Below are 14992 nucleotides of genomic sequence, written 5' to 3'. Positions count from 1 at the left end.
CGCGTTGCAATAGATCGTCCATGGTGGGTCCCCCTTCGGCAGGAGATATCGTTTCGATCAAGTGGGAATGCCTTCGCGTTTTATTTCCGGGACCGGAATGCTCAAGGCGCGCAATTGCTGGAAGACGTTCATGAATTCGCGGTTGCGCTTGATCTTGCCGTCTTCAAGTTCGAAGGAATGCAGGAAGTGGTTTTCGTAATAACCTTCGGGATATCCGGGGAAAAGAATCTTGCCGTGACCGTCGCATTCGACCCAGAAATGATTGGGGTCGTCGGTTCCGAATATATTTATGTTGTACCACTCCCAATCGGGAAAGCACTTCAATGACCAGACGGCATGTTCCGCAAGTTTGTCTTTGCCACGAATGACGATGGGCGAGCCGGTATCGGTGGTCCATAAACCGCCACAGCCGTCCTCGACGAAAAGTTCATGGCGGCGCAGGCGATCCTGGCCTTTGGTATTCATGTACTTCTCGACGGTGGCGCGATTCTTTTCGCGAAGTTCGTTGGCATCGGTGAAACCGATTGGATTTGTCGTATCAGGCATCGTCAATGCTCCTTGGCGGTAGATGTCATTCAAGTGGGAATACCGTCACGTTTTATTTGCGGAACGGCTATTCCCAATGCACGCAGTTTCTGTATCGGGTTCATGAACTCGCGATTGCGTTTTATCCGGCCGTTCTCGAGTTCGAAGGAATGGATGTAGTGGTTCTCGCAATAGCCCTGCGGATACCCCGGGACCAGCGCCTTGCCGCGCCCGTCGCACTCGACCCAGAAGTGGTTCGGATCCTCGGTCTCGAAGATCCGCACGTTGTGCCACTCCCAGTCGGGGAAGCAGCGCTCGAGCCACTCGGCGAGCCGCCTGAGGCTCTCATGGCCCCGGAAAACCAGGGGTTCGCCGCTTTCCGTGGTCCAGTTGCCGGCGCAGCCGTCCTCGACGAACAGGCTGTGCCGCTGTAACCGTTCGGCCCCCTTCATTGCCATGTAGCGCTCCACCGTGGCGCGATTCAGGCGCCGCAGACGCTCGATGTCGAGGGGTGTTTCCCTGTGCCGCTGACCGTTCATGCGCCGCCTCCGAGAGGGCTCTGCAGGTATGCCGGAGAAATTTTTCCCTCGCGGCATCGGTTATTCGCTGGCGCGCAGGAGTTCGTCGCTCGGTAAGGGAGCGATATTCGCTGGGCGCATTGTTTATACGTAGGGTGAAATTTCGCGTTACATATGTTCGCCTGTCGTTTCCAATTTTCGAAAGGCAATAGGAGTTTCATCCCGGGTTTCTTTTGGAAACCTGTCGGTAATGGATTCGCAATGCTTTCGTTAAGGTGCGACAGACGAGGTCGCGAAGACTTTCAGCGTCATTCCGTGAAGTGTTTCAAATAGCCAGCATCCCTGGTCGCTGATGTGGATTGCATAAAACACAGAACGCTCGTACCGGCTCAACTACAAGATCTGGTAGGTGCCAGACAGGGTATGCGGGATTGCTAAGCTGATGCTTCCTGCAATGCCGGAGGTTGTAGCCAAGTTGTAATTTTATTCTTTCGGTACGCAGGAAAAGGCTCTGGAACAGGCAGTTGGAAAGTTCCAGGGTTGTTTCCGCAACGAGATCCAGGGAGCGCTGATCCGGGGGATGAGCGCATTTTTTCTCAAAGTTCCGAATGAACCGGGGTGTTCTGCGGTATTTCTCGCCGAGCGGGCAAGAAGTGCGAAATAGAGCGCTTGGGTACTTCTCGGGTTACGGAAATGTGTAACGAGAGAGAATAAAAGATGAATAATTCGAATCTTGCTGCTGCGCGTAATTTGATACAAGTTGTTACCGGGGAATGGAAGTCCCGTTGCGTCTACGTCGCTACGCGCCTCGGGCTGGCCGATCTGATCGAGAGCGGGATCGACAGCGACGAGACGCTGGCCGCCGCGGTCGGTTCCGATGCCGAGCGCATCCATCGACTGATGCGCCTGCTGGTGGCCTTCGAGATCTTCCAGGGCGATACCCGCGACGGCTACGCCAATACCCCCACCAGCCACCTGCTGAGGGATGTCGAGGGCTCCTTCCGCGACATGGTGCTGTTCTACGGCGAGGAGTTCCACGCCGCCTGGACGCCCGCCTGCGAGGCGCTGCTCAGCGGTACCCCAGGCTTCGAGCTGGCGTTCGGCGAAGACTTCTACAGCTACCTGAAGCGCTGCCCGGATGCCGGCCGGCGCTTCCTGCTGGCGATGAAGGCGAGCAACCTGGCCTTCCACGAGATCCCCAGGCTCCTGGATTTCCGCGGGCGTAACTTCGTCGACGTCGGTGGCGGTTCCGGCGAATTGACCAAGGCCATCCTGCAGGCCGAGCCCAGCGCCCGGGGCGTGATGCTCGACCGCGAGGGTTCCCTCGGCGTGGCCCGCGACAACCTCTCCAGCCTGTTGGCAGGGGAGCGCGTCAGCCTGGTGGGCGGCGACATGCTGCAAGAGGTGCCGTCCAACGGCGATATCTACCTGCTGTCGCGGATCATCGGCGATCTGGACGAAGCCGCCAGCCTGCGGTTGCTCGGCAATTGCCGCGAGGCGATGGCCGGCGACGGCCGGGTGGTGGTGATCGAGCGGACCATCTCGGCCAGCGAGCCGTCGCCGATGTCGGTGCTCTGGGACGTGCACCTGTTCATGGCCTGCGCTGGCCGTCACCGCACCACCGAGGAGGTGGTCGACCTGCTCGGGCGCGGCGGCTTCGCGGTGGAGCGGATCGTCGACCTGCCGATGGAAACCCGCATGATCGTCGCTGCCAGGGCCTGAATCGGAACTCTCAACGGTTGGCCCCGGCGGTTTCGCCGGCGGCCAGTTGGCCGGCGCCCGGCGCCAGGTCGCCGCTGCCCCAGCCGAGCGCCTTGTAGAGGGCGATGACGTTGACGAACGAGGCGGTCTCCGCCTGCGCCAGTTCCTCGCGGATCTGGTACAGCGCGCGCTGGTTCTCCAGCACCGCCAGGTAGCTGCCGGCGCCGGCGCGGTAGCGTTCGTTGGCGATCTCCAGGGCGTTCGCGCCATGGGTCGCGGACTGGAACAGGGCGACCAGCCGACGCTGGTGTTCGGCCAGTTGGTTGAGCGCGTTGCCGACGTCCTCCTGGGCCAGCAGCAGGGAGCGCTGGTAGCGCGCCAGCGCGGCGTCGGACTGCGCCTCGACGGCGCGCAGGCGGGCCCGCACGTTGCCCAGGCGGAACGCCGGCCAACTGACGCTGGGCGCCAGTTCGAAGGCGCGCGAGGCGCTGCCGAGGTCGCCGCTGCGCAGGGCGAAGAAACCGATGAAGCCGCCCAGGTCGAGGCGCGGATAGAGTTCGGCGGTGGCCGCGCCGACGTCTTCGGTGCTCGCTGCCAGTTGCCGCTCGGCGCTGACTACGTCGGGGCGCTGGAGGATCAGGCGGTCGACGTCGCCCAGCGGCAGGTTCTTCGCCAATGGCGCGGCGGCGCCGCCGTCGAGGATCGGCGCGCCGCTGCCGGGTGCCTCGCCGCGCAGCACGTCGAGGCGATAGCGGGCGCTCTCCAGCGCGGTCGTCAGTGGCGGAATCGCCGCTTCGCTGCGCAGCAGGTTGGCCTGGGCGTTCTCCACGTCCTCCGGCAGGCCGCTGCCCAGTTGCAGGCTGCTGCGGGTCAGCTCCAGGGTGTCGCGCCAACTGCGCACCTGGGCGCGCGCCACGTCCAGTCGGCGCTGGTAGCCCTGGATCTCGAAGTAGGCGCGGGCGGTGTCGGCGGCGATGCTCAGGCGTACCAGCCGGAGGTCGGCGTCGGCCGCTTCGGCGCGGGCCAGGGCGGCGTCGGAAAGTCGGCCGAGGCGACCGAACAGGTCGATTTCCCACTGCGCGTCGAAGCCGGCGCGGTAGCTCTCCGCCAGGCGCCGGCGCGGCTCGCCGTCGTAGTCCAGCTGTTGTTCGATGCTGCGGCTGTAGCCGGCCTGGCTGGTGACCTGCGGCAACTGGTCGAGCCAGCGGTCGTCGAACAGCGCGCGGGCGCTGCGCAGGTTGGCGCGGGCCTCGCGGATGTCGTGGTTGCGCGCCAGCGCCTGGTCGACCAGGCGCACCAGTTGCGGATCGTCGAAGAAGCTCCACCAGGGCGCTTCCCGCCGCTCGCCGGAGAACTCGCCGAGGTGCTCGCTGGCGACGCGTGGCGGCGGCGACTGCGGACGCTGGTAGTCGGGGCCGACGCTGCAGGCGGCCAGGCCGGTGCCGACCGCCAGGGCCAGCGCCAGGCGCGAAAGGTTCGGGTAGGAGCGCTTCATGCCTTGTTCACCAGCAGATCGGCCTCGGCCAGTTGCCGGCTGCGCGGGCTCTTGTCGACTTCCGCGTGGTTGCGCGCCAGCAGGGTATAGACGGTGGGCAGCACGAACAGGGTGAAGAGGGTGCCGACCAGCATCCCGGAGACGATCACCACGCCCAGGCCGAAGCGGCTGGCGGCGCCGGCGCCGCTGGCGAAGAGCAGCGGCACCAGGCCGAAGACCATTGCCGCGGTGGTCATCAGCACCGGCCGCAGGCGGATCTGCGCGGCGCGCAGGATCGCCGCGCGGCGGTCGAGGCGCTCGTGGAGTTGCAGTTCGTTGGCGAACTCGACCATGAGGATGCCGTGCTTGCTGATCAGGCCGATCAGGGTGACCAGGCCGATCTGCGTATAGATGTTCATCGTCGCGTAGCCCAGCGCCAGCGGCAGCAGCGCGCCGCAGATCGACAGCGGCACGGTGATCAGGATGATCAGCGGGTCGGCCAGGCTCTCGTACTGCGCGGCGAGCACCAGGTAGATCACCACCAGGGCGGCGAGGAAGGCGAACACCAGGGTGTTGCCTTCCTGGGTGTATTGCCGCGAGTCGGATTGCCAGTCGTGGCTGAAGCCGGCCGGCAGGCCGCGCGCCACGTCGTCGAGGAAGGCCACCGCCTGGCCCATGGAGACGCCGGGCGCGGGGATCGCCTGGAGGGTCGCGGCGTTCTGCTGGTCGAACTGGATCAGCTTGTTCGGTTCGACCTGAAGCGCCACCCGGACCACCGTCGACAGCGGCACCAGGTTGCCGTCCTGGGTGCGCACGAACTGTCGTGCCAGCGCTTGCGGAGTGAAACGCTGGTCGCGCAGGCTCTGTGGGATCACGTCGTAGGAGCGGCCCTCCATGCCGAAGCGGTTGACGTAGTTCTCGCCCACCAGCACCGCCAGCGACTCGCCGATGTCCTGCATGCGGATGCCCAGGCTGTTGGCCTTGGCGCGGTCGATGCGGACCTGGACCACCGGGTTGTTGTAGTCGAGGTCGCTGTCGACCACCACGAACAGCCCGCTCTGTCGGGCCTTCTGCTTGATCTCTTCCATGGTCCGGTAGAGCACCGGGTAGTCCTGCGGGCTGCGCAGCACCATCTGCACCGGCAGGCCGCCGGTGGAGCCGGGCAGGGCGGCCAACTGGAAGGCGAAGATGCTGCTGCCCTCGACATCGCCGACCTTGCCTTGCAGCTCGGACTGGATCGCCGAGGCGTCGCGCTCGCGTTTTTCCCAGGCCGCCAGGTTGATCCCGCCGAAGCTCGCCGCCGGTCCGTCGGTGCCGTTGATGATCCAGGTGCTCACGGTTTCCGGGATGCTGGTGTAGACCTGGTCGAGCTTGCGCGCGAACAGTTCGACATAGTCGAGGTTGGCGTGCTGCGGCGCCTTGATCGCGGTGAGCACCGCGGCCTGGTCCTCGGTCGGCGCCAGTTCGCGCTTGGGCATCGAATACAGCAGCGGCAGGCTGATGCACACCAGCAATGCCAGGCCGCCGGTCAGCCAGCGGTGGCCCAGGGAGAACTCCAGGACCTGCCCGTAGCGCCGCGTCAGGCCGCCGAAGAACCACTCGGCGGCGCGGCCCATGCGCCCCTCGTTCTGGTGCGCCTGGAGCAGCAGCGAACTCATCACCGGCGACAGGGTCAGCGCCACCACCCCGGACACGATCACCGCGCCCGCCAGGGTCAGGGCGAACTCGCGGAACAGCGCGCCGGTGAGGCCGCCCATCAGGCCGATGGGGGTGTACACGGCGGCCAGGGTGATGGTCATGGCGATCACCGGGCCGGCCACTTCGCGGGCGCCGATCAGCGCCGCCGCCACCGGCGACTTGCCTTCCTCGATGTGGCGGTGGACGTTCTCCACCACCACGATGGCGTCGTCCACCACCAGCCCGATGGCCAGCACCATCGCCAGCAGGGTCAGCAGGTTGACGCTGAAGCCGAAGGCCAGCATCAGCGCGGCGGCGCCGAGCATCGACAGGGGAATGGTCGCCACCGGGATCAGCACGCTGCGCAGCGAGCCGAGGCAGAGGTAGATCACCAGCACCACGATCAGCAGCGCTTCCACCAGGGTCCGCACCACCTCGTCGATGGAGGCCTGGATGAAGCGCGAAGTCTCGTAGGCGAGGTCGACGCGGACATCCGGCGGCAGGGTCTTCTGGATCTCCGGCAGCAGCTTGCGGATGCCGTCGACGATCACCAGCGGGTTGCCGGTGGGCGTCGGGAACAACCCCAGGTGCACCGCCGGGTCGCCGTCCATCAGTGCGCTGGTCTCGGTGGCCGCGGCGCCCAGTTCGACGGTACCGACGTCGCGCAGGCGCACCAGGCCGTTGCCATCGTTGCGGATGACCATCTCGCGGAAGTCGTCGACGTTGGTCAGGTCGGTGTTGACCCGCACGTTGGACAGCACGTACTGCCCCTTCACCATCCCCGGCGCCGCCTGGTAGTTGTTGCGGCGGATCGCCTCGGCCACGTCGGAGGCGGTCAGGCCGCGCCCGGCGAGGCGGTCGGCGTCGAGCCAGAGGCGCATGGCCAGGCGCTGGCCGCCAAAGGTCTGGACCTTGGCCACGCCGTCGATGGAAGAGAACATCGGCTCGACCACCCGCGACAGGTAGTCGGTCAACGCCGGGATCGGCAGGGTCTTGCTGGAAAAGCCGACGTAGGCTACCGCGGTGGTCTCGCCGGAAGAGCGTTCGATCACCGAGTCGTAGGCACGCTCGGGCAGCTTGTAGCGCACCGAGTTGACCTTGGCCATGGTCTCGGTCATCGCCTGGGTCGAATCGCGGTTGAGCAGCATGCGGATGGTCACCACGCTACGCCCCTGCACCGAGGTCGAGGAAAGGTAGTCGATGCCCTCCACCGACGACACCGCCTGGGCGATCGGCTGGGTGACGAAGCCTTGCATGAGATCGGCGGAGGCGCCGGGGTACTCGGTGGTGACGGTGATGGTCGAGCTTTCCAGCAGCGGGTACTGGCGGATCGGCAGCTTGCCCAGGGAGAACAGGCCGAGCAGCAGGATCAGCGTGCTGACCACCAGCGCCAGCACCGGCCGGCGGACGAACAGGTCGGTAAAGGTCATCGCGGGGTTCCTTCAGCGGCCTGCGACCGGCACGGGGGGCGCGGCACTGCTCAGGGTGTCTTCCTTGACCGGTTCCACGGCCATCCCGTCGCTCAGGTTGATCTGTCCGGAAGTCACTACCCGGTCGCCCTCGGCGAGGCCCTGGAGGATTTCCACGCGACCGTCCCAGCGCTCGCCGATCCGCACCGAGACGCGCTTGGCGCTGAGCGGCCGGTCGCCGTCCTGGTGGGCGACGAACACGGTGTCGCCGTAGGCGGTATAGGTGACCGCGGTTTCCGGCACGCTCAGCGACGGCGCGTCGGCTTTGCGCGAGACCCGGATGCTGGCGAACATGCCGGCGGCGAGCAGGCCTTCGGGGTTGTCCAGCAAGGCCTGGACCTGCACCGTGCGCGACTTGCCGATCAGCGGGTCGATGGCGCTGATGCGCGCCGGGAAGCTGCGCCCCGGATAGGCGTCGACCAGGACCTCGAGGGGCTGGCCGAGCTTCAGCTCGGGACTGGTGCTTTCGTCCAGGGAGAAATTGCTTTTCAGGGTCCGCGCATCCACCAGGCTGGCCACCGGCTCGGCGACGCCGAGGTACTGGCCGAGGTGCACGCGGCGGATGCCGAGCTGGCCGGAGAAGGGCGCGCGGATCGCCTTCTGGTCGATCAGCGCCTGGGTCTGGCGCACCGCGCCGAGCGCCATGTCGCGGGCGGCGACGGCGTTGTCCAGCTGTTCCTGCGAGGCGACGTTGCGCTCTACCAGCTTGCGCGCACGGGCATGGAGGATCTCGGCATTGCGCAACTGCGCCTTGAGACGGATCAGCTCGGCCTGTTCCACCGCGTCGTTGAGTTGCACCAGCAACTGCCCTTGCTGCACCTGCTGGCCCGATTCGAAGGCGATGCGGGTGATCCGTCCTGCCGCTTCGGCGGCCACCTGGACCTGGCGACCGGCCTCCAGCTCGCCGACGCCATCGAAGACGCGCGGCACCACCCGCCGCTCCACCGAGGCGAGGGCGACCTTTACCGGCGGGTAGCCGGCGAAACCGCCGGCGTCTTTCTTCGCCGAGCCGGTGGCGTAGACGGCGATGCCGATAACCGCCGCGCAGATGAGCGCGGCACTGGCGATCAGGACGGGTTTCTGCATGATCGCCTCAGGCCTTCTGGTAGGTGGCGGCCACGGAGACGTCCTGGCGCAGCCGCTGGCGTTGCGCGCTGGCGATGGCCGTGGCGATCAGGCCGCCGATCACCGCGATGTGTTCGAGGGCGAAGAACATCGCCAGCTTGGCTTCGACGCCGGTCTTGCTCCAGAAGGTGTGGACGATGAGGATGGTCAGCAGCAGGAACACCGCCAGCGCCCCGGCGCCGAGCCATAGCTTGCGGTCCAGCAGGACCAGCGCGGAGCCGGCCAGCAGGGTCACGGCGGTGGCGATGTTGAACAGCCAGGCCGGCTCCAGGCCGGCGGCGCGCATTTCCTCCAGGCTGGCCTGATAGTCGAACAGCTTCGCCAGTCCCGAGGCGACGAACATCAGGGCCAGGCAGATCCGGGCGGTCAGCCAGAGCCAGTTGCTTTCGAGCGAGTTATCGATGAAGCGCTGCATGGGTCGTTCCTTGTGCTGGTCGCCATCCGGCGCCGCGAAGCGGCCGTGGGGGCGGTTCGTGGTCCTGGGGAAACGGGGCGGTATGACCGCAGCGGGGACTATAAAACCTCAAGTTAAGTTGAGGTCAAGGGCGTCTGTGATTAGCGCTATAGGCCTTGCTGGGCGTGGGTTGCAGGTGGATTCGTTGGTGTCGCGGGACGGTGGGATGAGGGGCTGACGATTGGTCGCGGGGACTATTGGGGGAGGGCCTGGGTGTAGCTTGCGGGCAACCCGTCGCGACGGTTCCCCCTGGAGCGAGACGCCTTCGCGGCATCACTGTCGCTCGACCCGCTGCGCGACGATTCGACCTCCTGCCGGGGCGAGTTAGCTACCCCATCGTCTGGAGGGCAAGCATGGCAAACCTCTACGTGGCGGATCCTGGTTCCGTAGGGCGAATAACCGCTTGCGGTTATCCGCCGGTTCTCCGGGACAGCGGCGGATAACGCCCCTCGCGTTATTCGCCCTACAGGACTTGCCGTATGTGGGCGGAAGCTCCATGCCTGTGGGCCTTGGAGCCAGGGCGGGCTTCGGGTCTGGCTCCGTGGTGCGGATGACCGCTTAGCGCCGATCCGCCGGCCCAGCGGCGTATCGGCGGATGGCCGAGTGCAAGGTCACGGCACCGCCACGAAGCGCAGATCGCTCGGCGACCCCACCTCGACGCTTTGCAGCGTCTTGCCCACCTGGCCGCTCTGCGGATCGCGGGCGAACACCCGCAACTGGTCGCTGTTCTGGTTGGCCACGAGGACGAAGCGCCCGCCGGGCGAGAAGGCGAATTCGCGCGGCTCGGTGCCTTCCACCGAGCGCCGTTCGACGAAACGCAACTGGCCGCCGGCCGGGTCGACGGCGAAGGTCACCAGTTGGTTGTCGTCGCCGCGATTGAGCACGCCGAGGAAGCGGCCGTCGGCGGACAGGTGCAGGGCGCCGGCGCCGACTTTGCCCTGGAAGCCGGCAGGCGCCAGGTCGTGGGTCTGCAACTGACGCAGGCGGCCATTGCCCTCATGGGCGAACACCATCACCTGGCCGCTCAGTTCCAGGGTCAGGTAGGCGAAACGCCCGTCGGCGCTGAAGATCAGATGGCGCGGGCCGCTGCCGGGCGGGGTCGGGACGAATGCCGGATCGGCCGCCTGCAGCGGACGTTCGGCCTGTTCCGGGGCGTAGCGGTAGACGAATACCTTGTCGGCGCCGAGGTCGGGGGCGAACAGGTACTGGCCGTCGGGCGAGGACACCACCGAGTGCACATGACCGGAAACCTGGCGCGGATGCACCTTGCTGGCCTGGTGCGACTCCACCTGCACCACCGGCGCCAGCGAGCCGTCCGCGCGCACCGGCAGTACCGCCACCGAGCCTTCCGGCTGTACCGAGTAGTTGGCGACGAACAGGTAGCGACCGTCGTGGCTGAGGCTGCTGTAGGTCGGATGATCGCCGAGGGTCTGGACCTGGCTGATCTGTTGCAGGCGGCCGCTGATCGGATCGAAACGGTAGGACGTGGCGCGACCGACGGTATCGCCCTTGCCGCCCCGTCCGTTCTCGTTGACCACGAACAGAGTGCGTTGGTCCGGGGCGAAGGTCAGGTACGAGGGGTTGCTGGTATGGGCCACGCGCAGCGGGCCTTTCACCGAGCCGTCGGCGCCGTCGAAGCGGTATACCTGGATGCCCTCGCTGGAGCCTTCGGTATAGGTCCCCACCAGCAGGTTGTAGAGGCTGGCGGCCTGGGCCTGGGGCGCCACGCCGGTGAGCGGCGCGAGGGCCAGCAGGCAGAGGGTGGGCAGTCTTCTCATGGGCAACTCCTTGGCTCGCTATTGTTCTGATGGCTCGGGGTTGGACCGGAGCCAGGCCGTTGGGTTCGCCCCTGGCCGCTCAGTCGCCGGCCTGGCCCAGCACGCCGCGCCAGCGTTCGAAGGCGGCGGTCGCGTAGCCTTCGCGCCAGACCAGCCAGGTGTCTACTTCGGCAAGGGGCAGGCTGCGCAGCGGCGGCGTGCCGAGCAGTTGCAGCACCGAGCGCGGCAGCACGCCGACACAGGCGCCGGCGGCGACGCAGGCGAGGATCGCATGGTAGGAGCCGACTTCCTGCACCGTCAGCGGCGTGCCCAGGCTGTCCTCGGCCAGTTGCCGGTAGGTGCAGCCACGGGCGAAGCCGGCCAGGGTGCGCAGGCGCACCTCGGCGACGTCGTGGACCGGCGGGTGTTCGGCCGGCAGGATCATCAGCAGTTCCTCGCGGAACAGCGGCTCGCCGCGCAGGCCGCTGCCATCGAGTTCGCCGGCCCAGCCCGGGCCGGCGGCCACCAGCGCGCAGTCCAGGCGCCGCGCCCGCACCCCATCGAACAACGCGCGACTGGTGCCGGTGGAGACTTCCAGGGCGACCCGCGGACAGGCCTTGTGATAGCTCGCCAGCAGCGCCGGCAGGCGGCTGGCCGCGGTGCTTTCCATGCTGCCCAGGCGCAGGCGCCCGCCGGGCTCGGCGGGATGCATCGACTGACGCGCCTCGTCGGCGAGAGCCAGCAACTGCTCGGCGTAGGCGAGGAATTCGCTGCCGCGTTCGGTCAGGCTCATGCGCTTGCCGTCGCGCAGGAACAGTTCGACGCCCAGGTCCTCCTCGAGCTGGCGGATCCGCGTGGTGACGTTCGACTGCGCTCGCTGCAACTGCTGAGCGGCGCGGGTGACGCTGGCCTCGTGGGCGACCGCGCGGAAGATTTCGAGGGAGGAAAGGTCCATCGATCTATCTCTTTATGAGAATGAATTGTTAAAAATATTCTTTTATGAAGATATATTGGTCAAGCGTCGGCCGACGCGGTGTCGTCCGACCGGGAGAGGGAATCGCCATGACTGACCGCTTCACGCGCCTGCTCGGCATCCAGCAGCCGATCATCCAGGCACCCATGCTCGGCGTCTCCACGCCGGCGCTGGCCGCCGCCGTATCCAACGCCGGCGGGCTCGGTTCGATCGCCATCACCGGTAGCGCCGCCGAGAAGGGCCGGGCGCTGATCCGCGAGGTGCGCGGGCTGACCGACAAGCCGTTCAACGTCAACCTGTTCTGCCACCGCCCGGGGCAGGCCGACCCGGCCCGCGAGCGCGCCTGGCTGGACTACCTGAAGCCGCTGTTCGCCGAGTTCGGCGCCGAGCCGCCGGCGCGCCTGAACAACATCTACCTGAGCTTCCTCGAAGACCCGACTCTGCTGCCGATGCTGCTGGAAGAGCGGCCGGCGGCGGTCAGCTTCCATTTCGGCGCGCCGCCCCGCGACCAGGTTCGCGCGTTGCAGGCGGCGGGCATCCGCGTACTGGTCAGTGCCACCACGCCGGAGGAAGCGGCTCTGGTGGAGGCCGCCGGCGCCGATGCGGTGGTCGCCCAGGGCATCGAGGCCGGTGGCCATCGCGGGGTGTTCGAGCCGGAGCGCGGCGACGCCGCCATCGGCACCCTGGCGCTGGTCCGCCTGCTGGCGGCGCGCGGTTCGCTACCGGTGGTGGCTGCCGGCGGGATCATGGACGGACGGGGCATCCGCGCCGCCCTGGAGCTGGGCGCGAGCGCCGTGCAGATGGGCACCGCCTTCGTCCTCTGTCCGGAGTCCTCGGCCAACGCCGCCTACCGCGAGGCGCTGAAGGGGCCGCGCGCGGCGCGCACCGCGCTGACCGTGACCATGTCCGGGCGCAGCGCCCGCGGCCTGCCCAACCGGATGTTCTTCGATGCCGCCGCGCCTGGAGTGCCGCCCTTGCCGGACTATCCGTTCGTCTACGACGCGACCAAAGCGTTGCAGACCGCCGCTCTGGCTCGCGGCAACCATGATTTCGCCGCCCAGTGGGCCGGCCAGGGCGCGGCGCTGGCGCGGGAGCTGCCGGCCGCCGAACTGCTGCGCACGCTGGTCGAGGAACTGCGCGGCTGAGGGAGGCCGTTCGCTGCGCGCGACGATGACTGTCTCTGTTCAGTTACCCCTGTGTTGTGCTTTTCTGCCTCCAGCACTGGAACGACAGGTGGAACATGGGACAGGACAAGTTGAAGGTCGCCGTTCTCTTCGGCGGCAGCAGTGAGGAACGGGACGTCTCCATCGCCAGCGGCGCGCAGGTGATCCAGGCGTTGCGCAGCGCCGGCCACCAGGTGCTGGCGGTGGATACCGCCAGCGGCCTGCTCGGCGCGGAGGAAGAGCGCCACCTGCTGGCGAGCAAGGTCAAGGAGGTCCCGCCGGACTCCGACTCGCTGGCGATCATCCGCAGCGGCAAGCAGAGCCTGCTGAGCGCCGGCGAACTGGCTGGGGTCGACGTGTTCTTCCTCGCCCTGCACGGCGGCACCGGCGAGGACGGCACCCTGCAGGCGCTGCTGGATGCCGGTGGTTTCGCCTATACCGGCAGCGGCCACCTGGCCAGCGCCATGGCGATGGACAAGGACGTGGCCAAGCGCCTGTTCCTCGCCGCCGGGGTGGAGACCGCCAGTTGGCTGATGGCGCCGGCCTCGGAAGAGGCGGTGCGCGAGCAACTGGGCTTCCCCCTGGTGGTCAAGCCGAACAGCCAGGGCTCCACCGTGGGGCTGTCCATCGTGCATTCCCAGGCCGAATTGCAGCCGGCCATCGAGCTGGCCGGGCGCTATGGCGACGAGGTGATGCTGGAGCGCTTCGTCGCCGGCCGCGAGGTCACCGTCGGGGTGCTCGACGACCAGGCGCTGCCGGTGGGCGAGATTCTCCTCGGCGGCCAGGAGGTCTTCGACTACGAGCACAAGTACCAGGCCGGCGCGGTGCGCGAGGTGTTTCCCGCCGACCTGCCGCCGGCGATCGCCGCCGAGGCCCAGCGTCTGGCGCTGAAGGTACACCGGGCGCTGAAGCTGAGCGGCTACAGCCGCACCGACTTCCGCCTCGACGAACAGGGCCGGCTCTGGTGCCTGGAGGTCAATACCCTGCCGGGCATGACTGCCACCAGCCTGCTGCCGCAGGCCGCGGCGGCGGCCGGGATCGGTTTCGCCGAACTCTGCGAGCGGATCTGCCGGCTCGGCATCGAGCGCTGCAAGGGCGCGCGCAAGGCGCGTTCCTGATTCCCGCGGCCCGCCGCCGGGGCGGGCCGCGCCTTTCGCTCAGGCCTCGAGGTTCTCGACCCGCTCGAGGGTGTCGTAGAGGCTGTAGCGCTCCTGTTCGTCGCGTCGCACCCGGCCCATGGCGACGCACGGATCATGGGTGAAGACCAGTCGGCCGTTGCGGGCGATGAGGCTGTCCAGCAGGCGTTCCTTTTCCTCGATCAGGCCTTCCGGGAAGCGGTCGTAGCCCATGGTCAGCGGTAGGTGTACCCAGGGTGCGCCGGGGATCAGGTCGCCGCTGAATACCACCGGGCCGTCGGGCATGGCGATCTCCGGGAGCATCTGGCCCGGGGTATGGCCTTCGCTGAAATGGAAACGCCAGCCCTCGCCCAGATGCGCCGAGCGCTCGCCGTCGTCGAGCAGCTCCAGGCGTCCGCTGGCCTGCAGCAGGTCGAGCAGTTCCGGCACGAACGAGGCTCGGTCGCGCGGGTGCGGCTGGCGCGCGCGCTGCCAGTGGCGGCGGCCGCTGACGAAATGCGCGTTGGGGAACAGCAGGCGCGCCGGCTGGCCTTCTTCCCAGGCGGCGAGCAGGCCGCCGGCGTGGTCGAAGTGCAGGTGGGTGAGCAGCACCACGTCGATGTCGGCGTCGTCCAGGCCGACCGCGGCGAGGCTGTCGAGCAGTACGTGGCGCTCTTCCTGGACGCCGTAGCGCTGGCGCAGGGCGGGCGGGAAGAACGCGCCGATGCCGGTCTCCACCAGTACGTTGCGCTCGCCGTCGCGCACCAGCAGGGCACGGCAGCCGAGGTCGATGCGGTTCTCCGCATCGGGCTGCATCCAGCGTGACCAGAGCGCGCGCGGGGCATTGCCGAACATGGCGCCGCCGTCGAGTTTCTGGCTGTTGCCGAGGAGGGTGGTGAGGGTTCGCATGGATATGTCCTTGTTCCTGGTCTAGCGAATAACCGGCGGTTGCGTCGTTTTTCAAGAATGCCTGGCCGGCTTCCCGGGCGTCGTAGGGCGAATAACCGCTTCGCGGTTATCCGCCGTTATCGCGGGCTGTCG

Annotated in this window: 12 protein-coding genes; 3 read left to right on the top strand and 9 right to left on the bottom strand. The window is 67.4% G+C overall.

Features of this window, described 5'->3' with window-relative positions:
* Positions 1–57: 57 nt before the first annotated feature.
* Positions 58–546 (bottom strand): phenazine biosynthesis protein PhzB, encoded by a 489-nt coding sequence (gene phzB / locus JHD77_RS23935; protein ID WP_003123955.1) that lies wholly within the window; start codon positions 544–546, stop codon positions 58–60.
* A gap of 29 nt (positions 547–575) precedes the next feature.
* Complete coding sequence (gene phzA / locus JHD77_RS23930; RefSeq protein WP_003118957.1) at positions 576–1064, bottom strand: phenazine biosynthesis protein PhzA; 489 nt, start codon at positions 1062–1064, stop codon at positions 576–578.
* 696 nt (positions 1065–1760) lie between these two features.
* Here phzA and phzM point away from each other — a divergent pair.
* Entirely contained in the window at positions 1761–2765 is a 1005-nt protein-coding gene (gene phzM / locus JHD77_RS23925) for a phenazine-1-carboxylate N-methyltransferase PhzM (RefSeq protein WP_016852432.1), read from the top strand.
* A gap of 10 nt (positions 2766–2775) precedes the next feature.
* Here phzM and opmD read toward each other — a convergent pair whose 3' ends face one another.
* From opmD to nmoR, 6 genes are all read right to left on the bottom strand, one after another.
* Positions 2776–4239, bottom strand: coding sequence for a multidrug efflux transporter outer membrane subunit OpmD (opmD, locus tag JHD77_RS23920; RefSeq protein WP_003104727.1), 1464 nt, complete (start codon positions 4237–4239; stop codon positions 2776–2778).
* Positions 4236–7325, bottom strand: coding sequence for a multidrug efflux RND transporter permease MexI (gene mexI, locus JHD77_RS23915; protein ID WP_003114727.1), 3090 nt, complete (start codon positions 7323–7325; stop codon positions 4236–4238). Before mexI ends, opmD begins: the two co-directional genes overlap by 4 nt.
* A gap of 12 nt (positions 7326–7337) precedes the next feature.
* Positions 7338–8450, bottom strand: a complete 1113-nt coding sequence (gene mexH / locus JHD77_RS23910; RefSeq protein WP_003104731.1) for a multidrug efflux RND transporter periplasmic adaptor MexH — start codon at positions 8448–8450, stop codon at positions 7338–7340.
* 7 nt (positions 8451–8457) lie between these two features.
* A complete protein-coding gene (gene mexG, locus JHD77_RS23905; RefSeq protein WP_003093607.1) occupies positions 8458–8904 on the bottom strand; it encodes a multidrug efflux RND transporter inhibitory subunit MexG in 447 nt (148 codons plus the stop codon).
* Between the two features lie 650 nt (positions 8905–9554).
* On the bottom strand, positions 9555–10721 hold the full coding sequence (ppgL, locus tag JHD77_RS23900) for a gluconolactonase PpgL (RefSeq protein WP_031756505.1): 1167 nt from the start codon (positions 10719–10721) through the stop codon (positions 9555–9557).
* Between the two features lie 79 nt (positions 10722–10800).
* Positions 10801–11655, bottom strand: coding sequence for a LysR family transcriptional regulator NmoR (gene nmoR / locus JHD77_RS23895; RefSeq protein WP_003104733.1), 855 nt, complete (start codon positions 11653–11655; stop codon positions 10801–10803).
* 107 nt (positions 11656–11762) lie between these two features.
* On the opposite strand from nmoR, the gene nmoA reads away from it, so the two are divergent.
* Both nmoA and JHD77_RS23885 read left to right on the top strand, forming a co-directional pair.
* Positions 11763–12818 carry a nitronate monooxygenase gene (gene nmoA, locus JHD77_RS23890; RefSeq protein WP_003111998.1) on the top strand — a complete coding sequence of 352 codons (1056 nt, stop codon included), beginning with the start codon at positions 11763–11765 and terminating at the stop codon, positions 12816–12818.
* A 95-nt stretch (positions 12819–12913) separates the two neighbouring features.
* Complete coding sequence (locus JHD77_RS23885; RefSeq protein WP_003118978.1) at positions 12914–13954, top strand: D-alanine--D-alanine ligase; 1041 nt, start codon at positions 12914–12916, stop codon at positions 13952–13954.
* Between the two features lie 39 nt (positions 13955–13993).
* Here JHD77_RS23885 and JHD77_RS23880 read toward each other — a convergent pair whose 3' ends face one another.
* A complete protein-coding gene (locus JHD77_RS23880) occupies positions 13994–14860 on the bottom strand; it encodes an MBL fold metallo-hydrolase (protein WP_003093600.1) in 867 nt (288 codons plus the stop codon).
* Positions 14861–14992: the final 132 nt, after the last annotated feature.

It is taken from the genome of Pseudomonas sp. P20 (assembly GCF_016463925.1).
Classification (GTDB): Bacteria; Pseudomonadota; Gammaproteobacteria; order Pseudomonadales; family Pseudomonadaceae; genus Pseudomonas; species Pseudomonas aeruginosa.
Note: the sequence above shows the minus strand (reverse complement) of the source record. Positions and strands in the feature narration are given on the sequence as shown.